This is a genomic window from Microbacterium sp., from assembly GCF_035554235.1.
Lineage (GTDB): Bacteria > Actinomycetota > Actinomycetes > Actinomycetales > Microbacteriaceae > Microbacterium.
Map to the genome: position 1 here is coordinate 1 of NZ_DATMIO010000092.1, position 26,273 is coordinate 26,273.

Below are 26,273 nucleotides of genomic sequence, written 5' to 3' on the forward strand. Positions count from 1 at the left end.
CATCCGCCCGTCGTCGCAACCGCCGCCGTGGCGACGGCCGCGACGACGAGACACCTGGCGAGCCCGCGTCGGAGCGTCCCGCGCGCGAGCCGCGCACCCGTCAGCGCGCCGTCGAGTACGTCACCGAACCGCAGCGCATCAAGGGCTCCACGCGCCTCGAGGCCAAGAAGCAGCGCCGGCGCGACGGCCGCGAAGCGGGTCGCCGCCGCCCGGTGGTGACGGAGGCGGAGTTCCTCGCCCGCCGCGAGGCCGTCGACCGCGAGATGATCGTGCGCTCCAAGAACGGCCGCATCCAGATCGCCGTGCTCGAAGACAAGGTGCTCGTGGAGCACTACGTCGCGCGCAACCAGGACGCCTCGCTCATCGGCAACGTGTACCTCGGTCGCGTCCAGAACGTCCTCCCCAGCATGGAGGCGGCCTTCGTCGACATCGGTCGCGGCCGCAACGCGGTGCTGTACTCGGGCGAGGTCGACTGGGATGCCGTCGAGACGGGCAACCAGCCCCGGCGCATCGAACTCGCCCTCAAATCCGGCGACCGCGTGCTCGTTCAGGTGACGAAGGACCCGGTGGGCCACAAGGGGGCCCGCCTCACCAGCCAGATCTCGCTGCCCGGCCGCTACCTGGTGTACGTGCCCGCGGGCTCGATGAACGGGATCTCACGCAAGCTTCCCGACACCGAGCGCGCGCGCCTCAAGCGCATCCTCAAGGAGGTGCTGCCCGAGTCCTCCGGGGTCATCGTGCGCACCGCCGCCGAAGGCGCCACCGAGGAGCAGCTGACGCTCGACGTGCAGCGCCTCACCGCCCAGTGGGAGCACATCAGCAGCCAGCTGGAATCGATTCAGGCACCGGCGCTGCTGCACTCGGAGCCCGACCTGCTCGTCAAGATCGTCCGCGACGTCTTCAACGAGGACTTCACACGGATGCTGATCCAGGGCGACGACGCACAGCACACGATCGAGGGCTACCTGCGCAGCGTCGCCCCCGACCTGCTGGAGCGCGTCGAGCGCTACGACAGCGAAGCCGACCCGTTCGACGAGTTCCGCGTCAGCGAGCAGATCGAGAAGGCACTCGACCGCAAGGTGTGGCTGCCCTCCGGCGGTTCGCTCGTGATCGACCGCACCGAAGCGATGACCGTCGTCGATGTCAACACCGGCAAGTTCGTCGGCACGGGCGGCAACCTCGAAGAGACCGTCACGAAGAACAACCTCGAGGCGGCCGAAGAGATCGTCCGGCAGCTGCGGCTGCGCGATATCGGCGGCATCATCGTCGTCGACTTCATCGACATGGTGCTCGAGTCCAACCGCGACCTCGTGCTGCGCCGTCTCGTGGAGTGCCTGAGCCGGGACCGCACGAAGCACCAGGTCGCGGAGGTCACCTCCCTCGGCCTCGTGCAGATGACCCGCAAGAAGCTCGGGCTCGGGCTGCTCGAGACCTTCAGCGAGCCCTGCGACGTGTGCGCGGGTCGCGGCGTCGTCGTGCACCACGATCCCGTCGTCAAGCACCGCTCGACGGCGCCGCAGAACGGCTCGTCGGGCCGCCGCCCGCGCGGGGGCAGCGCCCCCGCCGGCAACGGCGCGTCCGGTGGCACTCACGTCATCACCGAGGGCGTGAAATCCGCTCTGGCGCAGATCGCGGCATCCACGATCGCCGCACCGCATCCCGAGGCGGATGTCGCGGCCGCCGCCGAGGCGCCGGTCTTGGAGCCCGTCGCCGAGCCGGCTGCCGCAGAGCGCCCCAAGAAGGCGCGCAAGAAGCGTCAGCCGAGCGACCGCAGCCCCAAGACCGAGAAGGATCACCTGCTCGATTCCGTGCTGAACGCCCTCCCCGAGCCGAAGGCTCCGGGCCAGGGACGTTCGCGTCGCCGCGTGTCGACGGCGGCCCTCACGGGCACCCCGGTCGTGCACGCGCCGCAGGGCGAGGAATAGTCAGCGCGTGTCGCGGCGTTCGCGCGCCGTGACACGCAGCCCCGAGGCGATCAGCGCGCGCACGAGTTCGTGCGCGCTGACGGCCCGGGCGCCCGCGGCGACAAGGCGCTCGATCGCGTCGTCGGGCACGTCGTAGTGGTCGCGATCGAATCCGCGCGCGGGGATGCCGTTGGCCCCCGCGAACGCGTGGAGTTCGTCGAGGTCGGAGTCACTGATCAGGTGCGCCCACAGCCGACCATGGGCGGGCCACATGGCCTGGTCCACGAGGATCGTCACGCGTCGATCCTACGACCGGTCCCGAGAGTGGGAGTCAGCCGTGAATGCCGCCCAGGACCCGACACGCGGAGCCGCTCGCTTTGCGCCTTCGACGCGGCATCCGGTAAAGTAGTCCTTTGGTGCGTCTTGTGCGGTTGCGGTGTCAGGTCGTGACTGCCCGACCAGAGCGTCGCTTGCGCACCCTTGCATCCGCAAGCAAAGTCTTTCCGCGAGATTCAGAGTCTTTCCGTGATACTCGGAGCCCCGTGCTCCCCAACGAAACAGGTGTGAAGTGGTTTACGCAGTTGTGCGCGCCGGTGGCCGCCAGGAGAAGGTCGAGGTCGGCACCATCGTGACGCTCGACCGTCAGAAGGCGAAGCAGGGCGAGTCGATCGAGCTCCCCGCCGTGCTGCTGGTCGACGGTGACGACGTCACCACCGACGCCGACAAGCTCGCGAAGGTGACCGTCACGGCCGAGGTGCTCGGTGAGCTCCGCGGCCCGAAGATCGTCATCCAGAAGTTCAAGAACAAGACCGGTTACAAGAAGCGCCAGGGTCACCGTCAGGACCTCACGCGCGTCAAGGTCACCGGCATCAAGTAAGCACGGAAGAGACTCAGACATGGCACACAAAAAGGGCGCAAGCTCCACCCGCAACGGTCGCGACTCCAACTCCCAGCGTCTGGGCGTCAAGCGTTTCGGTGGCCAGAAGGTCAACGCCGGCGAGATCCTCGTCCGCCAGCGCGGCACGCACTTCCACCCGGGCGCGAATGTCGGCCGGGGTGGCGACGACACGCTGTTCGCCCTCGAGGCCGGCGCGGTGGAGTTCGGCACCAAGGGCGGCCGCAAGGTCGTCAACATCGTTTCGGCAGGCGCCGAGTAGCAACTCGGCGACACCAGAAACTCTGCGGCGCCGAACACGGTGCCGCGCACAGCATTCGGATGGGGCGGGCTTCGGCCCGCCCCATCCTTTTTCCCAGGGAGCACGCATGGTCACATTCGTCGATGAGGTGACGCTGCACCTGCGCGCGGGCAAGGGCGGCAACGGCTGCGTGTCGGTCAAGCGCGAGAAGTTCAAGCCGCTCGCCGGCCCCGACGGCGGGAACGGCGGGCACGGCGGCGACGTCGTGCTCGTCGCGGACCCGCAGGTCACCACGCTGCTCTCGTACCACCACTCGCCGCACCGCAGCGGTGGCAACGGCGGCTTCGGCATGGGCGATCACCGTTCCGGCGCGCAGGGGGAGGGAACGGATCTGCCCGTCCCGGTGGGCACCGTCGTCAAGGACGTGGACGGCACCGTGCTGGTCGACATGATCGAGCCCGGCATGCGCTTCGTCGCGGCCCCCGGCGGCATCGGCGGCCTCGGCAACGCCGCGCTGGCGAGCCCCAAGCGCAAGGCCCCCGGCTTCGCGCTGCTCGGTACGCCCGGCTGGGAAGGCGACGTCGTCCTCGAGCTCAAGACGGTCGCCGACGTGGCCCTCGTGGGCTTCCCCTCCGCCGGCAAGTCGAGCCTGATCGCCGCGATCTCGGCCGCGCGCCCGAAGATCGCCGAGTACCCCTTCACCACGCTCCACCCGAACCTCGGCGTCGTGCAGTCCGGCGATACCCGCTTCACCGTCGCCGATGTGCCGGGGCTCATCGAGGGCGCCAGCGAGGGCCGCGGGCTCGGTCTCGAATTCCTCCGCCACGTCGAGCGCTGCACGGCGCTCGTGCACGTGCTGGACTGCGCCACCCTCGACCCGGGGCGCGATCCCCTGAGCGACCTCGACGTGATCCTCGGCGAGCTCGCGGCCTATCCGGTGCCCGACGGCCAGGTGCCCCTGCTCGAGCGCCCGCAGCTCATCGCGCTCAACAAGATCGACGTGCCCGAGGCGCGGGACCTGGCCGAACTGGTCCGCCCCGATCTCGAGGCACGCGGCTACCGGGTGTTCGAGATCTCCACGGTCGCCCACAAGGGCCTGCGTGAGCTGACCTACGCCCTCAGCGGCATCATCGAGGAGCACCGTGCCGTGCTCGCGGCGACGCCCGTGCTCGAGAAGATCGTCATCCGCCCCCGCGGTGCGCAGAAGGAGTTCACCGTGCGCGTCGAGGGCGGCACCTACGGGAACATCTACCGCGTCATCGGCGAGAAGCCGGAGCGGTGGGTGCAGCAGACCGACTTCACGAACGACGAGGCCGTGGGCTACCTCGCCGACCGCCTCGAGCGCCTCGGTGTGGAGGACCAGCTCTACCGCTCCGGTGCGACCCCGGGTTCCACGGTCGTCATCGGCGAGGGCGACGGCGTCATCTTCGACTGGGAGCCGACGGTGTCCTCCGCCGCCGAGCTGCTCACCGCCCCGCGCGGCACCGACCCCCGCCTCTACCAGGACGGGCGCCGCACGACGACTCAGCGCCGCGAGGAGTATCACGAGCGCATGGATGCCAAGGCCGAGGCGCGCGCCGAGCTGGAGACTCAGCGCCTGGCGCGCCGGGACGAAGGGGACGGCGAGTGACGGCACTCACGCGATCCGACATCACCGCCGCGCGGCGCGTCGTGGTGAAGGTGGGTTCGTCATCGATCAGCGGCGACGGCGCGTGGCGCATCGCCGCGATCGTGGATGCCCTCGCGGCCGCGCACGCACGCGGCACCGAGGTCATCCTGGTCTCCTCCGGTGCGATCGCGACCGGGATGCCGTACCTCGCGCTCGATTCGCGTCCGAGCGATCTCGCCACGCAGCAGGCGGCCGCAGCGGTGGGCCAGAATGTGCTGATCTACCGCTACCAGGACTCGCTCGATCGCTTCGGCATCGTCGCAGGCCAGGTGCTGCTGACTGCGGGCGATCTCGAGAACCACGTGCATCGCAGCAACGCCCAGCGCGCCATGGAGCGGCTGCTGGGCCTTCGCATCCTGCCGATCGTGAACGAGAACGACACCGTCGCGACGCACGAGATCCGCTTCGGCGACAACGACCGGCTCGCGGCCCTCGTCGCACACCTCGTGTCGGCCGACGCGCTCATCCTGCTGAGCGACATCGAATCGCTCTACACCCGTCCGCCGAACGAGCCCGGCGCGATGCCCATCGACACCATCGCCCCCGACGACGACCTGCACGGGCTCGAGTTCGGCTCGGTGGTCGTCAACAGCGTCGGCACCGGGGGAGCGGCCACCAAGGTCTCGGCAGCGCGGCTGGCCGCGGCATCCGGAATCGGCGTGCTCGTCACGAGCGCCGACCTCGTCGGCGATGCCCTGCAGGGCGCCGCCATCGGCACGTGGTTCGCGCCGCGACCCGCCACCGCAGCGCCCGTCACCGGGCCCCTCGATACACTGAAACGATGACCCCCGCACTCGAGACGACCACCGCCCTCGAGAGCCCCGTCTCCGCCGCGAAGATCGCGGGCGCGGCTCCCGGCGGCGCGCAGACCGAAGACGTGCACGCCCGGCTGACCCGGGCTAAGGACGCGTCCCGCGCCACCGCTCGGCTCACCAGCGCCGACAAGGCCAGGGCGCTGGGCGCGATCGCCCACGCGCTGACCGATGCCGCGCACGAGATCATCGCCGCGAACACGCGGGACATCGAACGCGGCCGCGCCGAGGGCATCGGCGAATCGCTGCTCGACCGGCTGCGCCTCGACGAGACGCGCGTCGTCGCCCTCGCCCATGCCGTGCGTCAGGTCGCCGCGCTTGCCGACCCCGTGGGTCAGGTGATCGGAGGGCACCGCATGCCCAACGGGGTCGCCCTCGAGCAGGTGCGGGTGCCGTTCGGCGTCGTCGGCGCGATCTACGAGGCCAGGCCGAATGTGACCGTCGACATCGCGGCGCTCGCCCTTCGCGCGGGCAACGCGGTCGTCCTTCGCGGTGGCAGCGCCGCGCGCGAGTCGAACACCGTGCTCGTGCGGGTCATGCGTGAGGCACTGCGCGGAGCCGGCGTCGCCCCCGACGCAATCCAGTCCGTCGACGACTTCGGCCGCGACGGCGCTCGCGCCCTCATGCACGCCCGCGGGCTCGTCGACGTGCTGGTCCCGCGGGGCAGCGCCGCTCTCATCGAGACCGTGGTCACCGAGTCGACGGTGCCCGTCATCGAGACGGGAGCGGGCAACGTGCACATCGTGCTCGATGAGACCGCCCCGGTGGATTGGGCGCGAGCGATCGTCGTGAACGCCAAGGTGCAGCGGCCGAGCGTCTGCAACGCCGTCGAGACCGTTCTGATCCTGCGCTCGGCCGCCGCCCGGCTCGTCCCCATCGTGGTCCCCGCCCTGCAGAGCGAGGGCGTCACGGTGCACGGCGATGACACCGTGGCATCGCTCGCGGCCGATGTCGTGTCGGCGACCGAAGAGGACTGGGCGACCGAGTACCTGAGCCTCGACATCGCCGTGCGGGTCGTCGACTCGCTCGATGATGCCCTTGCCCACATCCGTCAGTACTCGACCGGGCACACCGAATCGATCGTCACGACCGATACCCGCAACGCCGAACGCTTCCTCGCCGAGGTCGACAGCGCCGTGGTGATGGCCAACGCCTCCACACGCTTCACCGACGGTGCCGAATTCGGCTTCGGCGCCGAGGTCGGAATCTCCACCCAGAAGCTGCACGCGAGGGGTCCGATGGGCCTGACCGAGCTGACCAGCACGAAGTGGCTCGCGCGCGGTTCCGGACAAGTCCGGGTCTGACCCCATAAACTGGGTCAGCAGGTCGACCTGAAGCCTGACCCCACCACTCGAAAGGGAGTACGGATGTCTCTCGCCACACTTCTCGTGCAGGCCGCCGCTGGGTCGGAGGAGCACGGAAACGTCGCGCTCGAGACCGTGGGGTACGGGATCGTGGCCCTCGTGGTCTTCACGGCTCTCGCCCTCGTCACGCTGTCCTACCGGAACGTCGCGAACCGCCACGCCGGAAAGGCCTCCGCTTTCGCCGCTGCCCACGGCAAGGACGCGCACGGGACGGGGCAGGGCCACTAGGGCTCCTGCATGACAGACGCTGCGCGGCCACTGCGGATCGGGGTGATGGGTGGGACGTTCGATCCCATTCACCACGGGCACCTCGTGGCCGCCAGCGAGGTCGCGCAGTCGTTCGGTCTCGACGAGGTCGTATTCGTCCCGACGGGGCGCCCCTGGCAGAAGCAGGGAGTCACCTCCAGCGAGCATCGCTACCTGATGACCGTCATCGCCACGGCATCCAACCCCAGATTCACGGTGAGCCGCGTCGACATCGATCGCGCCGGGCCCACCTACACGATCGACACCCTGCGCGATCTGAAGGCGCAGCGACCGGATGCGGAACACTTCTTCATCACCGGAGCGGACGCCGTAGCGCAAATTCTCAGTTGGAGGGACCATGATGAGTTGTGGGACCTCGCGCACTTCGTCGCGGTCTCGCGTCCCGGCCACGATCTCAGCACCGATGGCCTGCCCAGCGAAGACGTGAGTCAACTCGAGGTTCCCGCACTCTCGATCTCATCGACGGACTGCAGGGACCGCGTGCGAAAGGGACATCCTGTCTGGTACCTCGTTCCCGACGGGGTCGTACAGTACATCGGCAAGCATCATCTGTATCGGAGCAATGCATGAGCACACCCGAGCAACCGGGGGAATCGCAGCTGACCCGAAAGCAGCTGCGTGAGATTCGAATGACGGGGTCGACGCCGATCATCGGTCCCGACACCGTCGTTCCACCACCAGCGAAACCACCGGCGAAGCCGCCCGTCGAGCCACCCGTCGAGACCGTGCCCGACGCGTCGCCCGAGAACGTCGAGGACGCCGTCGAAGCCGCGCCCGCCGTCGAGAGCGCGCCCGCTCCCGCGGTCCATCTCCCGCGCGCGGCTGAGCCGCTTCCCACTCCTCCGCTCCCGATCGCGGACGCGCACGTCGATCTCGGGGTGTCCGCCCTGACGCGGCGCCAGGCGCGCCAGCAGGAGCGCATCCGCACCGCGTCGGTGCCCGTCATCACGCCCGATCTCATGGCCGCCCAGGTCGCCGCCGCCCACCCCACCGAGCCGGTGGAGGCGCAAACCGTCGAGGAGCCCGCCGCCGAAGCGCCGCAGGATGCCGGGACGCCGGCGGAAGCGCCACCCGTCGAGACCGAGCCCGCGGCGGACGCTCCATCCGAGCCCGGCCCGAGCACGCCGGTCGAGGCGGATGAGGCCGTCGCCATCTTCACCGAGACGAACGAGGGGGAGGAGGCCGAGCGCCCCATCCTTCGCCCCGGGTTCGGCGCCGAGCTGCTCGCGGGTGCCGAGCCGGTCGCCCTGCCGCCCTCGTTCGACCAGCTGATCGCGCGCAACGCGACATCGACCGGCTCGCAGGCCGCGTCGAACGCCCTGATCCTCTCGCAGACGCCATCCGCATCGCCGATCGTCGGTCCGGTCACCGCGACGGGTGAGGTGCTGATCACCGGCTCGATGTCGCTCCCGGACGGTCTCGGATCGACGGGTCACGCCAACGGCACCGCCGATGGCAAGGAAACCGACGCGGTGCTGATCGACCGCGAACTGCCCGCCCACTCCTCGCCCACCCCGATCGCCGCCAGCGCCGCGATCAGCACGGTGAAGGGTTCGGGCGAGATGATCCGCCCTCCCGCCCCGGAAAAGGGCAGCCGCCTCATGCTCACCCTGGCGATCACGGCCGGGGCGCTCGCCCTTGCCCTTGTCGGAGTGCTTATTCTCGCCTTTGTGACAGGAGTCTTCTGATGCCGGCAACCGCCCAAGCGGTAGAGATGCTGCAGATCGCGGCACGCGCCGCCGACGACAAGGGCGGCGAAGACTTGATCGGTCTCGACGTCTCGGGGCCCCTGCCCCTCGTCGACATCTTCCTTCTCGTGACGGGGCGCAACGAGCGCAACGTCGGTGCGATCTCGGACGAGATCGAGGAGAAGCTCCTCGAGGCCGGCCATAAGCGCGTCCGCCGCGAGGGCCGTCAGGAGGGTCGCTGGGTGCTGCTCGATTTCGGCGACCTCGTCGTCCACGTCTTCCACGAGCAGGAGCGCGTCTACTACTCGCTCGAGCGCCTGTGGAAGGACTGCCCCATCGTGCCGATCGAGCTTCCGGCTCGCTCGGCCGCCGAGCCGGCCCCGCGCTGACCGCGAGAGCGTCAGGGCTGCGACATCCTCACCGGTTCGTTCGACGGTTGCGGATGTAGTAATCTAGGGGGGTTGCCTCGGCCCGGCCGGGGAAGCAAATCTGGGCCTGTGGCGCAGCTGGTAGCGCACCTGCATGGCATGCAGGGGGTCAGGGGTTCGAGTCCCCTCAGGTCCACCAATGTGAGTCTCACCGTCATCGGAGATGCCGGTGGGGCCGGCTTCCGGGAACGCCCTGCAACACGAAAGGCGGCGGGCGCCCCCTCCGCCCACCGCCCTCGCGAATGGTGCTCCTACGAGTTGAGCAGTCTGTCGCGCATGTCCGGGTGCACGGCGTCCTCCGCGGCCGACAGGCCGTCAGCGGCTGGGAATGCTTCGAAGATGGTCATCGGGAACGCCGAGTTGCGCCACATGTTCATGCCGCCGTCGAAGGGCAGCCACGTGTTGGCCTTCCAGTCAGGAACATAGTTGCGGTAGCCGCCGGAATTGACTTCGACCCGGAGCCCGCTGGGCTCCCGGAAGTACAGATAGTGCTGTTCGCCGATGCCGTGAACGCCGGGGCCCCATTCCATCGGCGTTCCGTTCTCGATGAGGATGTCGGCAACCCGCTCGAGCTCCACGTCGGTGTCGACCCAGAACGCGATGTGGTTGACGCGACCGAGTGTGGTCGAGTGGTCGAGGACGATGCCGAGGTCGTGCGACTTCTCGTTGGTGGTGATGACGCTGAAGACGCTTCGTTCCGATCCGTCGATCTGGGTGCGAGCCATGATCCGGAAGCCGAGCACATCGTGGTACCACTGGGCGAACCCATCCACGTCGACACTCGCGATGGTGACGTGGTCGAGAAAGCGCGGAGCGGCCCCGTGGCTGCTGCGTCGTTCGGGACGATCCGGGTAGGTGGATTTGAATTCGTCCGGTGCTTGGTATCGGTCGATTTCCCACACCAGTTGCATCCGGTGCCCGTAGGGGCCGACGAACTCGAAGCCACGTCCGTAGGCGAACCCGCCGTCGACCCACTCGCCGCCGACGCCGGTGGCGAGCACGCGCTCGGCGGCGGCCTCGAGGGCCTGCTCCGAATCGGTGCGCCACGTCATCTTCGCGAGCGCCGGTGCGGAGCCGGCGCGGATCGCAAGGCTGTAGGCGTAGTAATCGCCCCAGCAGCGCAGGTAGGCGGCGCCGTCGGTGCGCTCGATGAGTCGCATTCCGAATCGCTCGGTATAGAAGGCGACGGATGCATCGACATCCGGACTCTCGATTTCGAGGCTTGCCAGGTGTGACAGGAACCGTTCCATGTTTCCTCCAGAGATTCTCGTGATGCGCTCTGCTTCGATGCGGAGCATCACCACGTTCGCGTACAGGGTCCGGGCGCTCGCATCGGTCGAGTGTGTCGGCGATGCGGGGGCGCCGTTTTCACTTTGAGAACAATCACAGCGGACCAGCCCGCGGTGAGGAATCCGACAACGTCGACGTGCGGTTCGGAGATTCCGAAACGCACGTTGCGGGTGCGCACCGGACTAGGGCATGCCAAGGCCGGCGATCAAGGCATCCTGGGCCAACACCAAATGAGCTCGGGTCATCGTCGTGGGGTCGGCCGTCAACCACGCATGGCCGCCCCACTCGCTGCAGATCGTGCCGCTGAAGTTCGCGCGAGCGAGTTCTCGGCCGATGTCGCGCATCGGTTTGCTGACCCGGCGGTCGTCGTCTTCGAGGTCCCAGAACTTCAGATGGATGCCGCCCACCAGATGCATCACGCTGCGCAGGTCCGCGGGGTCTGAGCGACCGAATCTGAAGAGCAGGTTCCGGCAGAGCGTCTCGATGGCGGGCGGAACCTCACCGGAGCGCAGGTATGCGACCGCCGCCCGGTGAGTCGCCGGCGCGAGCCAATCCTCGGACAGCCGCTTCACGAAGTCCCTCGGCACTCCACCGGCACTCACCTCGGCCAGAAACGACTGCGGCAGCGCGGGCATGAGCATGCTGGTGTCGATGAGGAGGCGGACCCTCAGGTCGTCGAGCTCCGCAATGGCCCCGTACGCGCTGGCGAAGTCCGACGAGGTGGGGGATTGCTGTCCCTGTGCCTCCTCATACAGCGTCAGGTCGAGGTCATGAAGTTCTGGCAGCAGGCGCGTGAGCAGCGACGATCCCGCCTGACCGAGCGGGAGACGGACGCCCTCGGCGCCGACGCGTCGCGCTGCACGAAGCTGCGGCAGCAGGAAGGCAAGGCGCTCATCGTTCGATCTGCGGCTGGATGCGTCCACCCAGTCGTCGAGACTCACCCCGACGATGCTCACCTTTCCTCCGACCTCGGCCAGAGCCGCCGAGAAGCTGTCGACGTCTTCGGCCGACGACGCGGGGAACGTACGCCACAACTGCCCCGGCTCGAGTTCGATGGTGCTGCAGACGGTCCTGGCGATGTTCACCACCACGTCCGGGGCGGGGCGGTCGGCACGAATGACCTCCTCCGTCCAATTGAAGGCGCTCGCGGTGAGGGTCCAGTCGGAGGGGATTGTCTGCATCGCATTCCCCATCAGGCTACGGGGAGGCTGGCCGAGGGCACCGGCGCCGGGCAGTCGAGCTCGAGTGTTCGATCATCCCGAAACGGCACGGTGAGAGGACCACCGTCATGGCCGTTCAGGTACGGCACCACCAGCTGAAATGATGCGGTCACGGTGTGGGCGCCCGGCCGCAGTCGGCGATGGCCGCGCAGCTGCAGGTGGTCCTGCAAGAACCACCACTTGTCGGACCGGGCCAGATCGGACGGGGTCACGGTCCGCCCGTCGATGTCGATCGTGAGCCGCTCCTCCGGCTCCGCGTCGATCTGCACCCGCAGCCCCGTCACGCAGGACAACGGCATCGAGCGAATCCAGGGCAGCGATATTCGGAGCAGATAGCCCTCGGGGGCCGAGCCGAGTGCACCCTCCAGCATCAGTACGCGGGCCATGCGTCTCCTTAGGTGAGCCGGGCGGCGCGGCCCCGCACCGGCAACGGCCGGAGCCTAGCACGACCGACTTACGCATGTGGCGTTCGATAGGGAATCTTCGGGGCGGCCCGATTGGGGTGTTCGCCAGCGCAGGCTCGTCGCCTCGGATTGACTATTGCACGTATCGAACATTAGCCTCGGAGACAAAGGGATGAGGTCGCCAATGTCGGAGAGCCCGCGAACAACAGCCGATCAAAGCAAGAAGGTGCTGGTGATCGGCAGTGGCCCGATAGGCGCGACGTATGCGCGCCGCATCCTCGAGGGGGACCGCGAGGCCCGGGTGCTGATGGTCGACGTCGGCCCGGAGATCACCGCGCGGCCGGGCATGAATGTGCGGAACATCCCAGAGAAGGACGTTCAGGATGCCGCGCGAATCGCGTCGCAGGGCCCGCGGACCACGGGCGTGCTCGGCGGCGGTGTCCCCGGCGGCCCCCCGCCCGTGGAGGGGACCTTCACTGCGCGACAAGGCACGCACCTCATCGACGACGGAGGTGAGCACTCCGGTCACGCGGCGGGCATGCCCGCGGCGGCCGTCGCCACCAACGTGGGTGGGCAAGGGGCGCATTGGACCTGCGCGACACCCCGCCCCGTCGACAACGAGCGGGTCGACTTCATCGATGACGATGAATGGGAAGACCTCATCACCGAGGCCGAGCAGCTGCTTCACGTCAAGAAGGACATATTCACCTCACCGATCACCGATGCCATCACACGCCGCCTCTCGCAGCTGTTCGACGAGGGGCGCGCGCCGGATCGGCGCGTCGGCACCTTCCCGGTCGCGGTCGACATCGAAGAGGACGGCTCACTCAACTGGGTCGGAACGGACACCGTCCTCGGGCCGCTGATCGACTCGTCCTCGCTGCTATCGACACGCTTCGAGCTCCGGCCGCGCACGCAGGCGGTACGCCTTCTCTTCGATGGTGCACGCGTGCGCGGCGCCGTTGTTCGTGAGTTCCCGGACGGCGACGAATACGAAGTCAGCGCCGATGCGATAGTCGTGGCAGCCGACGCGATTCGCACTCCGCAGCTGCTTTTCGCCTCTGGAATCCGTCCGCCTGCGCTGGGTCGCTACCTGACGGAGCATCCCATCATCCTCTCCATGATCGCCATCCGCGACGACCTGCTCGACGATGCCGCCGATACCGATCATTCCGACCGGGCGGTCTTCTCGACGGCGCTCGGCGACGCGGTCACGGCGGCCGTTCGCATTCCGTACATCGAGGAGACGTTCCCCACGAGCAGCCAGATCATGCACATGACCGCGTGTCCGTTTCCCATCCCCGAAGACAATCCCCTCGCGAAGAGCAAGTACGGTTACGCGGCCGTGGGCTTCGGCGGGCTGAAGTTTCCGCGCGCGGAGGATGGACTGGTCTTCAGTTCGGAGGAGACCGACGTCTTCGGAATGCCGAACGTCACGATCGAGTACGAGCTCACTCCCGCTGAGCAAGAGCTTCTCGAAAGCGCCAAGCTCGCCCAGGCGAAGGCCATCTCCGCCCTCGGGCAGGTTGTCCCGGGCGGTGAACCGCGTGTCGCCCCGCCCGGTTCCTCGCTTCACTACATGGGCACGTTTCGAACCGGACCGGAAGAGGACGGCACGTCGGTCGTGGATCCATGGTCGCGGGTGTGGGGATTCGACAACCTCTTCCTGGGCGGCAACGGCACCATCCCCACTGTCAACGTCGTGAACCCCACCTTGTACAGCGTCGCCCTGGCGCTGCGCGGCGCCCGGACTCTGGTGCGCCAGCTCACTGCCGCGACGACGAAAGAGGTCGTCGGATGACGAACGAAGGATTCCTCGTGGTGCCCGACAGCGCCGCCGTCGAAGGCGGCACGCTGACCTACCGGGTGCGCCTGCCCTGGTACCGGAGCCTGCCGCTGTCGGCGGTGGAGGACATCGCCGTCGCCGTCGACGGGGCGGATGTCCCGGCAGACAGGATCCGCATCAGAGTGAACGGCGGCGAGTACAAGACGAAGGACCTCCACGAACGATGGGAGGACATCTGGTTCATTCAGGATGAGGCGACCATCGTGGTGCCCGATCCGGGCACGGATGCGCCGGAGCGCTCGGTCATGACCCGCATCGCGCTGAGGAGCCCCTACATCATGATCGGGCCGGACACGCCCCTGGTCACCCATTCCACCAAGACTCACACTTTTCACCTCGAGGGGGCAGCGCAGTGAGCGATTCCACGTCCGGCTCGATCAAACTCGGGCTCACCCTCTACTCGATGACGAACGAATGGGTATCGGGGCAGTACACCATCGAGACGCTCCTCGAGAAGGTGGCGGAGGCGGGCATCGGTCCCGGCGTGGAACTGGTCGGGTATCAGTCCATTCGAGGCTTTCCCGACGTCTCGGATGACTTCATCGCCCATTGGCGCGGCCTCTTGGATCGGCTCGGCCTGACCGCGACGTGTCTGTCCACCAGCATGGATGTCGCGGCGCGGCGCGACCGCATGCAGACCGAGGAGGAGCTTGCCGAGTCACTGATCCGCCAGCTCCACGCTGCCGCGAAGCTCGGCTGCTCCATCGTTCGTGTGCAGATGGGCGCCACGCCAGGGGTGCTGACGCGTGCCCTGCCGACGGCGGAGGCGCTCGGCATCTCGATGGGAATGGAGATCCATGCCCCCGAGGGGCCGCTCACGCCGAAGGTCATGAAAGTGCGTGAGATGTACGACCGGCTCGATTCCCCGCTGCTCGGGTTCATTCCCGATTTCAGCTCGACGATGCGCGCGCTGCCGGCGAGCGAACTCGACTACTACGTCGCGCGGGGCCTTCCCGCGGAGACGCTGCCCGCGCTGAAGAGCATCTGGGCGAAAGACGGTTCACCCTTCGAACGATTGCAGGAATTCTCCGCTCTGGCGAGGCAGGCGGGGGCATCCGACAGTGCCCTCTCGTACATCGTGAGCAGCTTCACCATGCACGGACACGAGCCCGTCGAGAGCTGGCGCGAAATCGTGCCGCAGGTGGTGCACGTCCACGGGAAGTTCTACGAGATGGACGCCGACGGCATCGAGCCCTCGATCGATATTCCCGCCATCATCGACATCCTGGTCGACGGTGGCTACCAGGGGTACATCTCGAGCGAGTGGGAGGCGCATGTGTTCCGCGAGGCGGGAGAGGCGGACCCGTTCGCCTTGATCGCCAAGCAGCACCGGCTCATCGAAGCGTCGCTTGCCGCAGCGGACAAGCTCGAGCCGGCGCCCGGCGCGGGGCGTTTCAGCGACCGCTGACGGACTGACCGCGCCCTGCGGATTCGGGTGCGACCACCGAATAGAGCGGGGTGATCTCGCCGGGGAATCGCAGCTCGTCGCGGCGGATGCGTACATTCGGGCCCTCAGGGCCGTCCTCGGCGGCGATTCCCCTTGGCGACCCGGCCGAGATCCAGCGCGCGAGCATCTGAGGCCGGAAGATCTCATCCAGGGCAAGCCACGCGGCACCGAGGGCGCCCTCCTGATGCGCGAGGGAGACCCTGGTGATCACCATGTCGTCCGTGGCGAGGGAAAAGGATCGTCGCAGCGTCACCGAGCGGATGGTGTCGACGAAGGAGTCGCCGGCGCGGGCAAGCGAACCGGCGACGAAGACCGTGGCCGGGTTGAACAGACTGACCAGGTCGGCCAGCGCCGCGCCGACCAACGTGGCCGAACGAGTGATCAGTTCGCCGCTGACCGGATCGCCGGCCTTGGCTCCGTCGATGACGTCCTCCAGGGATACTGCCGAGACGCGCGCGAGGGCGTCGGCGAGGAATGGGCTCGCCCCGGTGAGGGCAGCTTCTCGCCCATCCCGTGCGAGCGCCCACCCGCCTGCAAAGGCCTCCAAGCATCCGAACTTTCCGCATCGGCACTGCACGCTCGATTGATTCACCGCCATCATGTGACCTATGTCGCCGGCGGCGCCGCGTGCGCCGCGGTGCAGACGCCCCTGCGATATCAATCCCGCGCCCACGCCGGTTCCCACCTTCACCAGCAGCACGTCATCCATCGCCGACTCGCGGGTCTCCTTCCACGCCCCGAGCGCCATCAGGTTGACGTCATTGTCGACCCAGACCGGTACGCCGAGCTCTTCCTGAAGGCGCTCCCGGACGGGGTAGTCGTGCCACCCGGGCATGATGGGCGGCGAGATCGTTCGACCGCGCGGAAAGTCCACGGGTCCGGGAAGCCCGACAGCGCCGCACCAGAGCGGCGGGAGCGCGTTCTCGCGCTGCAGACGGTCGTACACGCCGAACAGCTGGGCGAGAACGCGTGCTGGCCCCTGGGAGACGTTGACACGCACGAACTCGCTCGCGATCACCCGTCCGGCCAGGTCTGCCACGGCGATGTGCGCGCGGGATGCCCCGAATACGGCTGCCAGAACGGAGCCTGCGTCGGGTCGGATGCCGAGCACACGCGAGGGGCGCCCGCCCGTCGAGACCGCCGCGTCTTCTTCCCGGAGGATTCCGGCGGCCAGGCCGTCGTCCACGCGCTGGGTGATCACGGTGCGACCGAGATCGGTGACTCTCATGATCTCGGGCCGCGTGACGGCACGTTTCGTGCGCACGAGTTCGACGATGCGGCCCAGCGTCTCGATGTGATCGACCATGGACCCACTTTATCCGGCTCTGGGTAAAAGGCTCCTTCCCTTTTCGGATACCCGGTGCGAAGATTGGCCATTTTCCGCGCGTTCGCGCGGAAGTTCTTGACGCTTTCGTATGGCGTGTGCATAACATGACCATGCTTCTCCGACCGGGGAAGCCCATGCACAGTCGAAGGAGACTTCACATGAACCGACACAAGTTCGGTTATCTTCTCGCAGCCATTCCCGTAGCCGGCGTCGTGGTGCTGGCTGGCTGCTCCGGCGGCGGCTCGGGCCAAACAGGCGGGGACTCGCAGGAGTTCTCGCTCACGTTCGCAACGTCCGACGTTGTGGAGAGCCCGTGGGAGCGCCTCGCCGAGGCCTACGAGGCGGACAACCCGGATGTCACCATCACCCTCAACCCGCTCCCGAACGACCAGTACGACCAGACCTTGCGCACGCAGCTGCAGGCCGGCAACGCCTCGGATGTCATGGCGACGTCGCCGGGAAGCGGACAGGGACGCTCCATCATCCCGCTCGCCGAGGCGGGTTTTCTCGAGCCGCTCGGCGAGGAGGCCGAGAACGTCATCCCGGCCGGCAGCGAGTCGCTGTTCGAACTGGACGGCAAGGTCTACGGTCAGGCGCTGAGCATCACCTTCGCGGGAATGATCCAGAACGCCACCACGTCGGAGGCGGCGGGCGTAGAGTTCCCGACCGATTGGGACTCGCTCCTCACCGCCTGCGACACGGCAGGAGGCGTCGCCGACTCGCTCATCGCGGTCGCGGGGGCGCAGCCGCCGAACACCGGGCTCATGGCGATGGTCATTGCCGCGACCCGCGTGTACGCGGAAGATCCGGACTGGAATCAGCAGCGAATCGACGGCGACGTCACCTTCGCGGACTCCGAGGGCTGGCAGGAAGCGCTGCAGACGATCGTCGACCTCAACGCCGCCGGCTGCTTCCAGCCCGGTGTGGAGGGCGCAGGGTTCGAGGTCGGCAGCGGCAACGTGGCTGGCGGCAAGTCGTTCGCCGGGTTCTTCCCCAGCGGCATCATCAAGGACCTCCAGGCCGCATCGCCCGACGCGGAGTACATCATCCGTGCCTTCCCGCCCGTCTCCGACGATGACACCCCGTTCGGTTACGCCAGCGCGAACTACTCCGTGTCGCTGAACGCCGAAGCGGAGAACAAGGAAGCTGCTGCGGCGTTCCTGGACTGGATCGCGGAGCCCGAGAACTCGGGTCTCTACGCCGAGGTCGACGGGTCTCTGCCCATCGACATCCTGAACGGGGAAGCCGATCTCGCCGACACACCCTACGCGGAGGTCGCCGACATCATCAACGAAGGCAACTACGCGCCGCTGCCCAACACCGGCTGGTCGAACCCGGCCGTGTACGAGGCGCTCGGCTCCGGCGTTCAGGGCCTGCTGACGGGACAGAAGACCGTCGAGCAGGTGCTCGAAGACATGGACGCGGCCTGGTAGAGCGCACCCTTGTGCCCCGGCGATGGAAAGACGATTGGTCTGAGAAATGAATGTGACCACGACGCGCTCAGAAACTGAGCGGGTAGTGCTTCCACGCCGGGGCACCGATGGGGCGGGCCCGCGCCGCGAGGCGCGTCCCCGCCCCGCCGGGCTGCTGCAGTTCGGCCACTGGTGGTGGGCGTTGCCGGGCATCGTGCTCGTCGTCGCAATCCACTACGTCGCCACGGTCTCCGGCGCCTTCTTCGCCTTCACCGACTGGACCGGCATCGGCAGCTTCGAGTGGATCGGCATCGACAACTTCGTCGACCTGCTCAGCGACCCGAAGATGGTCGGCGCGCTCGCGAACACCCTCTTCCTGGCGTTCGGTGCCGTCATCCTGAGCAACATCGCCGGCCTCCTGCTGGCCCTGGGGCTCAACCGGATCCTCAAATCTCGTTACATCCTGCGGGCGCTGTTCTTTCTCCCCGTCATCCTCAGCCCGCTGGCGACCTCCTACATCTGGAAGTTCATCTTCGAGTACGACGGAGCACTCAACACCATCCTCCGCGCGGTCGGCCTGGACAACGTTGCCCGCGCATGGCTGGCCGATCCGACTCTCGCCATCTGGGTGGTCCTCATCGTGGTCGTCTGGCAGCAGACCGGGTTCGCCATGGTCATCTACATGGCGGGCCTCGCTTCTGTGCCCGTCGAGATCGAAGAAGCTGCGGCCATTGATGGAGCGAGCCTGTTCCAGCGCACCTGGCACGTCGTCATCCCCGCCATCCGGCCCGCGATCGCCATCTCCACGACTCTCGGCCTCGTCAACGGCCTGCGAATTTTCGACCCGATCCTCGCGCTCACTGCCGGCGGCCCAGCCGGTGCCACCGAGACACTCGCCACCCAGGTCTACAAGCAGGCATTCGGGCTCAGCAATTTCGGGTACGGCGCGGCACTCGCGCTCGTCCTCACCGCAATCATCCTCGTGTTCGCAATCATCCAGCAGCGCGTGACGACCGGTCCTTCGGAGAAGTAGATGTTCCGCTATACAAAGCTCAGCCTGCTCCGCGAAATCGGCATGTGGGCGCTCGCGCTGATCTACCTGGCGCCCTTCTACATCCTCATAACGACGGCCTTCAAGACCGACACCGAGACGGCGACCGGCTCGCCGCTCGCGCCCCCGGCCGAATGGACGGGGGAGAACTTCGCGACCGTGCTCACGGCGAAGGGCAACTCGAATGTGCTGCTCGGTCTGCTCAACAGCATCCTGATCACCGGCGGCGCCGTGGTGTTGCTGGTGCTCTTCGGAGCGCTCACCGGCTACGTCCTGGCTCGCAGCACGAGGCGCTGGTCGCGCGCCGTCTTCTACCTGTTCCTCATCGCGATCGTGATGCCCACTCAACTGGGGACCGTGCCGCTATACATCGGCGCCCGGACCATCGGGCTCACCGGCTCGGTCTGGGGAATGATCCTGCTGTATGCCGGGATGCTGCTGCCGCTGGCGATCTTCCTGTACGCCGGGTTCTTCCGCGGACTCGGGACGGAATACGAGGAGGCGGCGTCGATCGACGGTGCAAGCCGGACCCAGATCTTCGTCCGTATCATCTTCCCGCTGATCTCCCCGGCGACCGGCACCGTCGCGATTCTGTGCGGCCTCATCATCTGGAACGACTTCTTCACCGCGCTGATCTTCCTCGGCGGGTCGGACAACCAGACCCTCCCCGTCGCCATCTACTACTACGTCGGTTCCCTCATCACGCAGTGGAACAAGATCTTCGCCATCGTCATCGTCGCGATGATCCCGATCCTCGCGTTCTATGTCTTCGCCCAGAAGAAATTCATTCAGGGATTCGCCGGCGGGCTCAAGGGTTGACGAACCCCGTTCGCAGGCTTGCCGACACCACCGCAGGAGCACAGATGCCAGCACAACGCCATTATCCGCAGCGCGTCGACGTCGCCATCGTCGGGTCCGGGCCGACCGCCGCCGCGTACGCCCGAATCCTCTCGGAGTCCGCACCCGAAGCCCGCATCGCGATGTTCGAGGTCGGGCCCACCGTTTCCTCTCCCCCCGGAGCGCACGTCAAATCCATCCCGGAAGGCGCGGATCGCGCACGCGCGCAGCGAGCTTCGGAAGGGCCAGGCGCCGATGCACCGAAGATCACCTCACCCGCGGCGATGAAGAGCGGCAAACGCCTGGCACGCCCCGGCACGTTCCTCATCGAGGGTGAGCACACGGTCCCCGGCGAGGACGGCCTGCCCGTCGCGGCCATGTCCAGCAACGTCGGGGGCATGGGGGCCCACTGGACAGGAGCATGCCCGAGGCCGGGTGACAGCGAGAGAATCACGTTCCTCGATGACCTCGATGAGATTCTCGACGACGCCGAGCGCCTGCTCGGAGTGAGTAGAACGGCCTTCGAGAACGCCCCGTTCGGGTCGGTGATCGTGGAGCGTCTCGGTGCGGCGGTCAACGCGGGCCGGCCTCCTGAGCGGCGCGTGCAGGCGATGCCGCTGGCCGTGCACCGGCAGGGCGACGGCAGCCTGGTCTGGTCCGGCCCCGACGTGATCATGGGCGAGGCCACCCGGTCGAACCCGAACTTCGAGCTGTTCGACGAGTCGCTGGTCACGAAGGTGCTCACGGCGGATGGAAGAGCCTCGGGCGTGGAGGTGCGTGACCTCCGCACCGACTCGACCCACACCGTGGATGCACGGTTCGTCATCGTCGGGGCCGACGCGTTCCGCACCCCGCAGCTGCTGTGGGCCTCCGGCATCCGTCCCGATGCCTTGGGGCGCTATCTCAACGATCAGACGCAGGTCGTGTTCTCGTCGCGACTTCGCGATGTTTCGGCGCCCGTGGTCGCCGACGAGACGGCCGGCGGGCTGAAGGTGCAGAGCGGGGTCAATTGGGTGCCGTTCACCGACGCCCTGCCGTTCCACATCCAGGTGATGCAGCCCGACTCCTCGCCCGTTCCGGTGCCCGAGGACGACCCCTTGGTTCCCGGATCCATCGTCGGGCTCGGAATGTTCCTGGCCAAGGACCTGCAACACGAGGACCGTGTGGAATTCTCGGATGTCGACGTGGACTCGTACGGAATGCCCGCGATCCGTGTGCACTACCGGCTCACCGAGCGGGATCACGAAATGCTCGAGCGCGCACGAGCTGCTGCGATCGAACTCGCCGAGGCCGTTGGTGAGCCCTTCGACGACACGCCTTTCACGCTCCCGCTCGGCTCCTCCCTGCACTACCAGGGCACAACCCGCATGGGTGACCAGGATGACGGGACGAGCGTCTGTGACACGCACAGCGAAGTCTGGGATGCGCCGGGGGTGTTCGTGGCCGGCAACAATGTCATCCCGACCGCCACCGCCTGCAACCCCACTCTGACATCGGTCGCGTTGGCGATCCGCGGCGCACGCCATGTCGCCGCTCGCCTTGCCGACGCAGGGTCGGCGGTGAGGAACTCTTGACGCTTCGGGTCGCGATGGTCGGACACGGCTTCATGGGCGCAGCGCACTCGGTGGGCTGGCGGCAGGCGCCCCGTCAGTTCGAGCTGCCTCAGGATGTCGAGATGTCGGTTCTCGTGGGCCGCCAGCTGCCCGCCACGAAAGCTTCGGCCGAGAAATGGGGCTGGCAGGAGTGCTCCACAGACTGGCGGTCGGTCATCGAACGTGACGACATCGACATCGTCGACATCGTCACACCCAGCGAGACACACGCCGAGATCGCCATCGCCGCCCTCGCAGCAGGCAAGCACGTACTCTGCGAGAAGCCCCTCGCCAACACGCTCGACGAGGCGAACGCCATGGCGGCGGCCGCCGCAGAAGCAGCGCGAGCCGGTGTGCGGACGATGGTCGGTTTCACCTATCGTCGGGTTCCCGCCATCGCCCTCATGCGCGAACAGATCGCGCAGGGTGCGATCGGCCGGGTTCAGCAGGTGCGTGCCTCCTATCGTCAGGATTGGCTCGTCGACCCGGAGGCACCCCTCACGTGGCGGCTGAAGAAGGAACTCGCGGGATCGGGCGCGCTCGGCGACATCGGAGCGCACGCGATCGACCTCGCGCAGTTCGTCACCGGCAGCGAAATCCTGCACGTCTCCGGGGTCATCGACACCATCGTCTCCCGGCGTCCCGTCACCCGCGCCACGCTCGCCGATCCTCGCCCCGAACTCGGAGAGGTGACGGTCGATGACATCGCGCTCTTCACCGGGCGATTCGCAAACGACGCGCTCGGCTCGTTCGAGGCGACGCGATTCGCGACCGGGCGGAAGAACGAGCTGTCCATCGAAGTCTCGGGCGACGCCGGTGCGCTGGCTTTCAATCTCGAGGATCTGAACAGCCTCAACTACTACGACCGCTCCGCGCCCACCCGGCTGCAGGGATTCGTGAAGATCCTCGTGACCGAACCCGACCACCCGTACCTGGAGGGGTGGTGGCCGGCCGGTCACATGCTCGGCTACGAGCACGGGTTCGCTCATCAGGTCAAGGACCTGGTCGAGGCCATCTCGGACAAGCGGCCGACCCACCCCTCCTTCTCAGAAGGGCTGCGTGTCCAGCAGGTGCTGGACGCCGTTCAGCGCAGCGCCGGCCGCGGTGCCGTCTGGACCGCGGTTCGGGACCCCACCGGGAATGGGACCGGCTCGACGCCACTCATCCCCTCAGAGCCTCAACGAAGGGCCGACCATGCTCGCAGCAGAAATCATTGAGAACGACACCCTCCGGGTGCGCGATACGACAGTGGCGATCGACGTGCGCATGCCCTGGTATCGGGCGCTCCCGCTGTCCTCGATCGCGGAGGCGTCGCTGAGCATCGACGGATCGGTCGTCGATCCAGACACCGTCACGTGGACGGTCAATGGCGTGACCCGCCCGCTCGCGGAGCTTGCGGAGCTGTGGGACGAGAACTGGTACGTGCTCGATTCCGCGACGATCGCCGGAACGCTCCCGGCGGATATCGAGCCCGGCCGTGAGGTCACGAGACAGGTCGATGTGGCGCTGAGCCTGTACATCCCCTACCTGCCGAATGCCGCCCACGGAGTCCTCCGGATCCGTGAGCAGGACACGAAGAGCATGACGTTGAAGGAGCTCCCATGACCGCGACCACCACGCTGGGCACCCCCATCCAGGGAGTGACGCTGTACAGCTTCACCCGGTTCTTCCACGCTCGGAAGATGAACTTCGACGAGCTCGTTCGTGAGGTCGCGCGTCGGGAGCTGGGTCCCGGATTGGAGATCGTGGGGTTCCAGTCGATTCGCGATTTCCCGAACGTCTCCGCCGAGTTCGTGCGTTCCTTCCACGCCCTCATCGATGAGACCGGGCTCGTGCCGACCTCGATGGGAGCGAACGCCGACGCGGGCCTTCGTCGCGACCGCATGCTCACCAACGATGAGCTCGTGGAATACATGGCGGCGCAGATCGATGTCGCCCGCCGGCTCGGATTCCCGATCGTTCGGGTGCAGTACTCGCTCACGCCCGACGACATGGAGCGACTGGTCCCGATCGCGGAGCGGGCGGGGGTGCAGCTCGGATTGGAGATCCATTCGTCTCACACGGTCTCGCACCCCGTCATCCAAGCCCTCCTGGAGCGTTACGAAAAGCTCGGGAGCGACCGCCTCGGATTCATCCCGGACTGGGGCGCGACGATGCACAGCATCCCGCCCACGCTGCTGGAGAGATATCGCAGACTCGGTGTCTCCGAGGAGGTGCTCACCGCGTTGCAGGCGTACTCGAAGGAACTCACTCGGAAGGGCCCTCCCATGCACGACGAGGAGCAGAGCAAGCGGATGGGGGAGGTCATCGGCCTTGCCCGGTCGCTCGGCGAGGAGCGTCGGGCAATGGACATGGCGGTGAACGTCGTCGGCCTGTTCGGCCGCGGCGACCCGAAGGAATGGGCCGACATCATGCCGTGGGTGGTTCATACCCATGGGAAGTTCTATGAGATCGACGCATCCGGTGCGGAACCGGCGGTGCCCATTCCCGAGATCATCGATGTGTATGTCCGCAACGGCTACTCCAAGACCATCTCAAGCGAGTGGGAGGGGTTCCACTGGAACGACTGGGAGAGCGCGTTCGATGTGATCTCGCGTCAGCAGGCGCTGCTTCGTCGGTCAGCCGATTCGTCGGGGTCGAGAATGGTCGTGGATGCCTCCGAAGCGCGCACGCTGATGGAGAGTGCTCTGTGATCGACAGCCCGGAACATCGCCGGCTCTTCGACAGGGAAGGCGGCCGCCACCGGTTCACGGCCCGACGCGTCCGCGTCACCGGTGTGACGGACGTTCTCGGCCGGTTCGTTCGCGTGACGGTCGCCGGCGATGAGCTCTCCGATTTCGCCTCGACCGGACCCGCGGATCACATGAAGGTGTTCTTCCCCGACCCGGAGTCGGGGATCCTGTCCGGCCCGGAGGCACTGGGACCGGGTGTGGACGGCATCCGGCGCCCCGACGGCGCCGTGTTCGGTCGCGATTTCACGCCGCTGCACCCACGTCGCGACCCGAGTACCGGCCTTCCCGCGCTCGACATCGACATCTTCACCCACGACGCCCCGGGCCCTGCCGCGAGGTGGGCGATGACAGCCGCGGCTGGTGACGAGCTGATCCTTGTCGGGCCACGAGGGTCCCGTCGTGCCCCGCAGGGCGTTGACAGGATAGTGCTCGTGGTCGATGAGACCGCGCTTCCGTCCGCCGGGCGCTGGCTGCAGGACGCCGCGACCTCCACTCGCGTCGAGCTTGTCCCTCTCATCGGAGGTCAGCTGGATTGGGTCGAATCGTACCTTCGCGAATTCGGCATCCCGGCGCGCGTGCACCGCGATGGCGGCAGCGCGCTCTACCGGCTGAGGCAAGCCGACGTCGATGACCGCACGTTCGTCTTCGCCGCCGGCGAGGCGGGCACGCTCGTCGAGATCCGACGACTCCTTCGCCACGAGCTGGGGTTGCCGAACTACCAGTACGCGGTCAGCGGCTATTGGAAGCAGGGCGAGGCCGCCTTCGACCATCACGCCCCGATCGACCCCGACGACAATGACGACCCCGAGCCGTCCCGCCTCGTCGCCGCCGGTTCGCGGCCTCGCCCCGACGAAGCGAATGCCCTCGGAGGGAGGAATCGATGAAGGTCGGAATCGTCGGAGGAACCGGCAACATCTCGACGGCCGTGGTTCGGCTGCTGCTGGAGCGCGGACACGACGTCACATGCATCACAAGAGGCCGAACCGGCACCGTCCCGGCCGGCGCGCGGTCCCTCACCGGCGACCGCAACGACCGCGATTGGTTCGTCTCCGCTGTCCGCGCCGAGAAGTTCGATGCCGCGATCGACTTCTTCGCCTTCACTCCCGAGCACGGAGCGGCCAGTCTCGACGCCTTCCGTGGGGTCGGACACCTCATTCACACGTCCACCGTCGTCACCGTCGGCGACCAGTTCGACTGGCTGCCGGTCACTGAGGACCACCCGGTCAGGCCGGCGATGCCGTACGGACGGAACAAGGCCGAGATCGACCGCCTGTACCAGGCCGCCTACTTCGACGATGGCTACCCCGTCACGGTCATCAAGCCGTCGACGACCTACGGGCGGCAGCGGGTTCTCCGTCAGATCGGGATCGACACACGGTGGATACGCCGCATCCAGCAAGGGCGGCCGATTCTCCGGGTCGGCGATGGGATCGCACTCCACCACCTGCTTCACGTCGACGATGCCGCGCCCGCGTTCGTCGGTGCGCTCGAGAGAACGAGCACCATCGGCCAGGTGTACTTCCTGGTCAACCCCACGCACACGTCGTGGAACAACGTCCACGAGACGGCGATGCGGGTGCTCGGCAACGAAGTCGAGCAGGTGGGCGTGACTGCCGACGTCCTCTACGGGCTGGATCCGGAGCGCTTCCGGATGGTGCAGGGAATCTTCTCGCACAACCTGCTGTACAGCGCGGCGAAGATTCAGCGAGACGTGCCCGAGTTCGCGCCGCGGATCTCGCTCGAGGACGGGCTCGCCGACGCATTCGAGCATCTGCAGGTCAGTGGCTTGGTGGAAGAGTCGCCCCTTGGCGATTGGGAGGACCAGATCATCGCTGCGCAGCGGACGG

The 26,273-nt window shown here is 67.4% G+C and carries 27 protein-coding genes and 1 tRNA gene; 23 read left to right on the forward strand and 5 right to left on the reverse strand.

Annotated features, from left to right (window positions below):
• Positions 1–1,925: Rne/Rng family ribonuclease (locus VNT50_RS04505; protein WP_325483907.1), on the forward strand; the 1,925-nt coding region annotated here is incomplete at its 5' end.
• Here VNT50_RS04505 and VNT50_RS04510 read toward each other — a convergent pair.
• Positions 1,926–2,201: a DUF4031 domain-containing protein gene (locus VNT50_RS04510; protein ID WP_325483908.1), complete on the reverse strand. Its 276-nt coding sequence runs from the start codon at positions 2,199–2,201 to the stop codon at positions 1,926–1,928.
• Between the two features lie 271 nt (positions 2,202–2,472).
• On the opposite strand from VNT50_RS04510, the gene rplU reads away from it, so the two are divergent.
• The 10 genes from rplU (at position 2,473) to VNT50_RS04560 (ending at position 9,407) form a co-directional block, all read left to right on the forward strand.
• The gene (gene rplU, locus VNT50_RS04515) at positions 2,473–2,781 is read left to right on the forward strand and encodes a 50S ribosomal protein L21 (RefSeq protein WP_325483909.1); all 309 of its coding nucleotides are present in this window, start codon (positions 2,473–2,475) and stop codon (positions 2,779–2,781) included.
• 19 nt (positions 2,782–2,800) lie between these two features.
• On the forward strand, positions 2,801–3,061 hold the full coding sequence (gene rpmA, locus VNT50_RS04520; protein ID WP_325483910.1) for a 50S ribosomal protein L27: 261 nt from the start codon (positions 2,801–2,803) through the stop codon (positions 3,059–3,061).
• A 106-nt stretch (positions 3,062–3,167) separates the two neighbouring features.
• Positions 3,168–4,670: a GTPase ObgE gene (gene obgE / locus VNT50_RS04525; RefSeq protein WP_325483911.1), complete on the forward strand. Its 1,503-nt coding sequence runs from the start codon at positions 3,168–3,170 to the stop codon at positions 4,668–4,670.
• On the forward strand, positions 4,667–5,494 hold the full coding sequence (proB, locus tag VNT50_RS04530; RefSeq protein ID WP_325483912.1) for a glutamate 5-kinase: 828 nt from the start codon (positions 4,667–4,669) through the stop codon (positions 5,492–5,494). Before obgE ends, proB begins: the two co-directional genes overlap by 4 nt.
• Positions 5,491–6,825, forward strand: a complete 1,335-nt coding sequence (locus tag VNT50_RS04535; RefSeq protein ID WP_325483913.1) for a glutamate-5-semialdehyde dehydrogenase — start codon at positions 5,491–5,493, stop codon at positions 6,823–6,825. Before proB ends, VNT50_RS04535 begins: the two co-directional genes overlap by 4 nt.
• A gap of 63 nt (positions 6,826–6,888) precedes the next feature.
• Positions 6,889–7,113 (forward strand): hypothetical protein, encoded by a 225-nt coding sequence (locus tag VNT50_RS04540; protein WP_325483914.1) that lies wholly within the window; start codon positions 6,889–6,891, stop codon positions 7,111–7,113.
• Between the two features lie 9 nt (positions 7,114–7,122).
• Complete coding sequence (nadD, locus tag VNT50_RS04545) at positions 7,123–7,722, forward strand: nicotinate-nucleotide adenylyltransferase (protein ID WP_325483915.1); 600 nt, start codon at positions 7,123–7,125, stop codon at positions 7,720–7,722.
• On the forward strand, positions 7,719–8,840 hold the full coding sequence (locus VNT50_RS04550; protein ID WP_325483916.1) for a hypothetical protein: 1,122 nt from the start codon (positions 7,719–7,721) through the stop codon (positions 8,838–8,840). Before nadD ends, VNT50_RS04550 begins: the two co-directional genes overlap by 4 nt.
• Positions 8,840–9,229 carry a ribosome silencing factor gene (gene rsfS, locus VNT50_RS04555; protein ID WP_325483917.1) on the forward strand — a complete coding sequence of 130 codons (390 nt, stop codon included), beginning with the start codon at positions 8,840–8,842 and terminating at the stop codon, positions 9,227–9,229. Before VNT50_RS04550 ends, rsfS begins: the two co-directional genes overlap by 1 nt.
• Before the next feature lie 102 nt (positions 9,230–9,331).
• Positions 9,332–9,407: transfer RNA gene (locus VNT50_RS04560), tRNA-Ala, on the forward strand.
• A 112-nt stretch (positions 9,408–9,519) separates the two neighbouring features.
• Here the strand turns inward: VNT50_RS04560 and VNT50_RS04565 are convergent.
• The 3 genes from VNT50_RS04565 to VNT50_RS04575 form a co-directional block, all read right to left on the reverse strand.
• On the reverse strand, positions 9,520–10,518 hold the full coding sequence (locus tag VNT50_RS04565; protein ID WP_325483918.1) for a VOC family protein: 999 nt from the start codon (positions 10,516–10,518) through the stop codon (positions 9,520–9,522).
• A gap of 222 nt (positions 10,519–10,740) precedes the next feature.
• Positions 10,741–11,751, reverse strand: coding sequence for a restriction endonuclease subunit R (locus VNT50_RS04570; RefSeq protein ID WP_325483919.1), 1,011 nt, complete (start codon positions 11,749–11,751; stop codon positions 10,741–10,743).
• Positions 11,751–12,164: a C-glycoside deglycosidase beta subunit domain-containing protein gene (locus VNT50_RS04575; protein ID WP_325483920.1), complete on the reverse strand. Its 414-nt coding sequence runs from the start codon at positions 12,162–12,164 to the stop codon at positions 11,751–11,753. The genes VNT50_RS04570 and VNT50_RS04575 overlap by 1 nt, the downstream gene beginning before the upstream one ends.
• Before the next feature lie 250 nt (positions 12,165–12,414).
• Between VNT50_RS04575 and VNT50_RS04580 the strand changes: the two genes are divergently transcribed.
• Genes VNT50_RS04580 through VNT50_RS04590 form a run of 3 tightly spaced genes read left to right on the forward strand, consistent with a single transcriptional unit; the run spans position 12,415 to position 15,436 of the window.
• The gene (locus tag VNT50_RS04580) at positions 12,415–13,983 is read left to right on the forward strand and encodes a GMC oxidoreductase (protein WP_325483921.1); all 1,569 of its coding nucleotides are present in this window, start codon (positions 12,415–12,417) and stop codon (positions 13,981–13,983) included.
• Positions 13,980–14,384, forward strand: coding sequence for a C-glycoside deglycosidase beta subunit domain-containing protein (locus VNT50_RS04585; protein ID WP_325483922.1), 405 nt, complete (start codon positions 13,980–13,982; stop codon positions 14,382–14,384). The genes VNT50_RS04580 and VNT50_RS04585 overlap by 4 nt, the downstream gene beginning before the upstream one ends.
• Entirely contained in the window at positions 14,381–15,436 is a 1,056-nt protein-coding gene (locus tag VNT50_RS04590; protein ID WP_325483923.1) for a sugar phosphate isomerase/epimerase family protein, read from the forward strand. The genes VNT50_RS04585 and VNT50_RS04590 overlap by 4 nt, the downstream gene beginning before the upstream one ends.
• On the opposite strand, the gene VNT50_RS04595 is transcribed toward VNT50_RS04590, so the two are convergent.
• Complete coding sequence (locus tag VNT50_RS04595) at positions 15,423–16,781, reverse strand: ROK family protein (protein ID WP_325483924.1); 1,359 nt, start codon at positions 16,779–16,781, stop codon at positions 15,423–15,425. The genes VNT50_RS04590 and VNT50_RS04595 overlap by 14 nt on opposite strands.
• A 179-nt stretch (positions 16,782–16,960) precedes the next feature.
• On the opposite strand from VNT50_RS04595, the gene VNT50_RS04600 reads away from it, so the two are divergent.
• The 9 genes from VNT50_RS04600 to VNT50_RS04640 form a co-directional block, all read left to right on the forward strand.
• A complete protein-coding gene (locus VNT50_RS04600; protein ID WP_325483925.1) occupies positions 16,961–18,235 on the forward strand; it encodes an ABC transporter substrate-binding protein in 1,275 nt (424 codons plus the stop codon).
• A gap of 85 nt (positions 18,236–18,320) precedes the next feature.
• Positions 18,321–19,247 carry a carbohydrate ABC transporter permease gene (locus tag VNT50_RS04605; protein ID WP_325483926.1) on the forward strand — a complete coding sequence of 309 codons (927 nt, stop codon included), beginning with the start codon at positions 18,321–18,323 and terminating at the stop codon, positions 19,245–19,247.
• Positions 19,248–20,084: a carbohydrate ABC transporter permease gene (locus VNT50_RS04610; RefSeq protein WP_325483927.1), complete on the forward strand. Its 837-nt coding sequence runs from the start codon at positions 19,248–19,250 to the stop codon at positions 20,082–20,084.
• 44 nt (positions 20,085–20,128) lie between these two features.
• On the forward strand, positions 20,129–21,676 hold the full coding sequence (locus VNT50_RS04615) for a GMC oxidoreductase (protein ID WP_325483928.1): 1,548 nt from the start codon (positions 20,129–20,131) through the stop codon (positions 21,674–21,676).
• A gap of 14 nt (positions 21,677–21,690) precedes the next feature.
• Complete coding sequence (locus VNT50_RS04620; RefSeq protein ID WP_325483933.1) at positions 21,691–22,911, forward strand: Gfo/Idh/MocA family protein; 1,221 nt, start codon at positions 21,691–21,693, stop codon at positions 22,909–22,911.
• Positions 22,889–23,299 (forward strand): C-glycoside deglycosidase beta subunit domain-containing protein, encoded by a 411-nt coding sequence (locus VNT50_RS04625; RefSeq protein WP_325483929.1) that lies wholly within the window; start codon positions 22,889–22,891, stop codon positions 23,297–23,299. Before VNT50_RS04620 ends, VNT50_RS04625 begins: the two co-directional genes overlap by 23 nt.
• The gene (locus tag VNT50_RS04630) at positions 23,296–24,387 is read left to right on the forward strand and encodes a sugar phosphate isomerase/epimerase family protein (RefSeq protein ID WP_325483930.1); all 1,092 of its coding nucleotides are present in this window, start codon (positions 23,296–23,298) and stop codon (positions 24,385–24,387) included. The genes VNT50_RS04625 and VNT50_RS04630 overlap by 4 nt, the downstream gene beginning before the upstream one ends.
• Positions 24,384–25,310, forward strand: a complete 927-nt coding sequence (locus tag VNT50_RS04635; RefSeq protein ID WP_325483931.1) for a siderophore-interacting protein — start codon at positions 24,384–24,386, stop codon at positions 25,308–25,310. The genes VNT50_RS04630 and VNT50_RS04635 overlap by 4 nt, the downstream gene beginning before the upstream one ends.
• On the forward strand, positions 25,307–26,273 hold a 967-nt coding region (locus tag VNT50_RS04640; protein ID WP_325483932.1), incomplete at its 3' end, for an NAD-dependent epimerase/dehydratase family protein. The genes VNT50_RS04635 and VNT50_RS04640, both read left to right, overlap by 4 nt.

Bases quoted from the DNA above. Each gene is read 5' to 3' on its own strand.
- rsfS (WP_325483917.1), top strand. From the start codon at position 8,840: ATGCCGGCAACCGCCCAAGCGGTAGAGATGCTGCAGATCGCGGCACGC.
- nadD (WP_325483915.1), top strand. From the start codon at position 7,123: ATGACAGACGCTGCGCGGCCACTGCGGATCGGGGTGATGGGTGGGACG.
- VNT50_RS04570 (WP_325483919.1), bottom strand. From the start codon at position 11,751: ATGGGGAATGCGATGCAGACAATCCCCTCCGACTGGACCCTCACCGCG.
- VNT50_RS04565 (WP_325483918.1), bottom strand. From the start codon at position 10,518: ATGGAACGGTTCCTGTCACACCTGGCAAGCCTCGAAATCGAGAGTCCG.
- VNT50_RS04610 (WP_325483927.1), top strand. From the start codon at position 19,248: ATGTTCCGCTATACAAAGCTCAGCCTGCTCCGCGAAATCGGCATGTGG.
- VNT50_RS04595 (WP_325483924.1), bottom strand. From the start codon at position 16,781: ATGGTCGATCACATCGAGACGCTGGGCCGCATCGTCGAACTCGTGCGC.
- rpmA (WP_325483910.1), top strand. From the start codon at position 2,801: ATGGCACACAAAAAGGGCGCAAGCTCCACCCGCAACGGTCGCGACTCC.
- VNT50_RS04615 (WP_325483928.1), top strand. From the start codon at position 20,129: ATGCCAGCACAACGCCATTATCCGCAGCGCGTCGACGTCGCCATCGTC.
- VNT50_RS04550 (WP_325483916.1), top strand. From the start codon at position 7,719: ATGAGCACACCCGAGCAACCGGGGGAATCGCAGCTGACCCGAAAGCAG.
- VNT50_RS04630 (WP_325483930.1), top strand. From the start codon at position 23,296: ATGACCGCGACCACCACGCTGGGCACCCCCATCCAGGGAGTGACGCTG.
- VNT50_RS04620 (WP_325483933.1), top strand. From the start codon at position 21,691: ATGGTCGGACACGGCTTCATGGGCGCAGCGCACTCGGTGGGCTGGCGG.
- VNT50_RS04625 (WP_325483929.1), top strand. From the start codon at position 22,889: ATGCTCGCAGCAGAAATCATTGAGAACGACACCCTCCGGGTGCGCGAT.
- VNT50_RS04535 (WP_325483913.1), top strand. From the start codon at position 5,491: ATGACCCCCGCACTCGAGACGACCACCGCCCTCGAGAGCCCCGTCTCC.
- obgE (WP_325483911.1), top strand. From the start codon at position 3,168: ATGGTCACATTCGTCGATGAGGTGACGCTGCACCTGCGCGCGGGCAAG.
- VNT50_RS04540 (WP_325483914.1), top strand. From the start codon at position 6,889: ATGTCTCTCGCCACACTTCTCGTGCAGGCCGCCGCTGGGTCGGAGGAG.
- VNT50_RS04575 (WP_325483920.1), bottom strand. From the start codon at position 12,164: ATGGCCCGCGTACTGATGCTGGAGGGTGCACTCGGCTCGGCCCCCGAG.
- VNT50_RS04585 (WP_325483922.1), top strand. From the start codon at position 13,980: ATGACGAACGAAGGATTCCTCGTGGTGCCCGACAGCGCCGCCGTCGAA.
- VNT50_RS04600 (WP_325483925.1), top strand. From the start codon at position 16,961: ATGAACCGACACAAGTTCGGTTATCTTCTCGCAGCCATTCCCGTAGCC.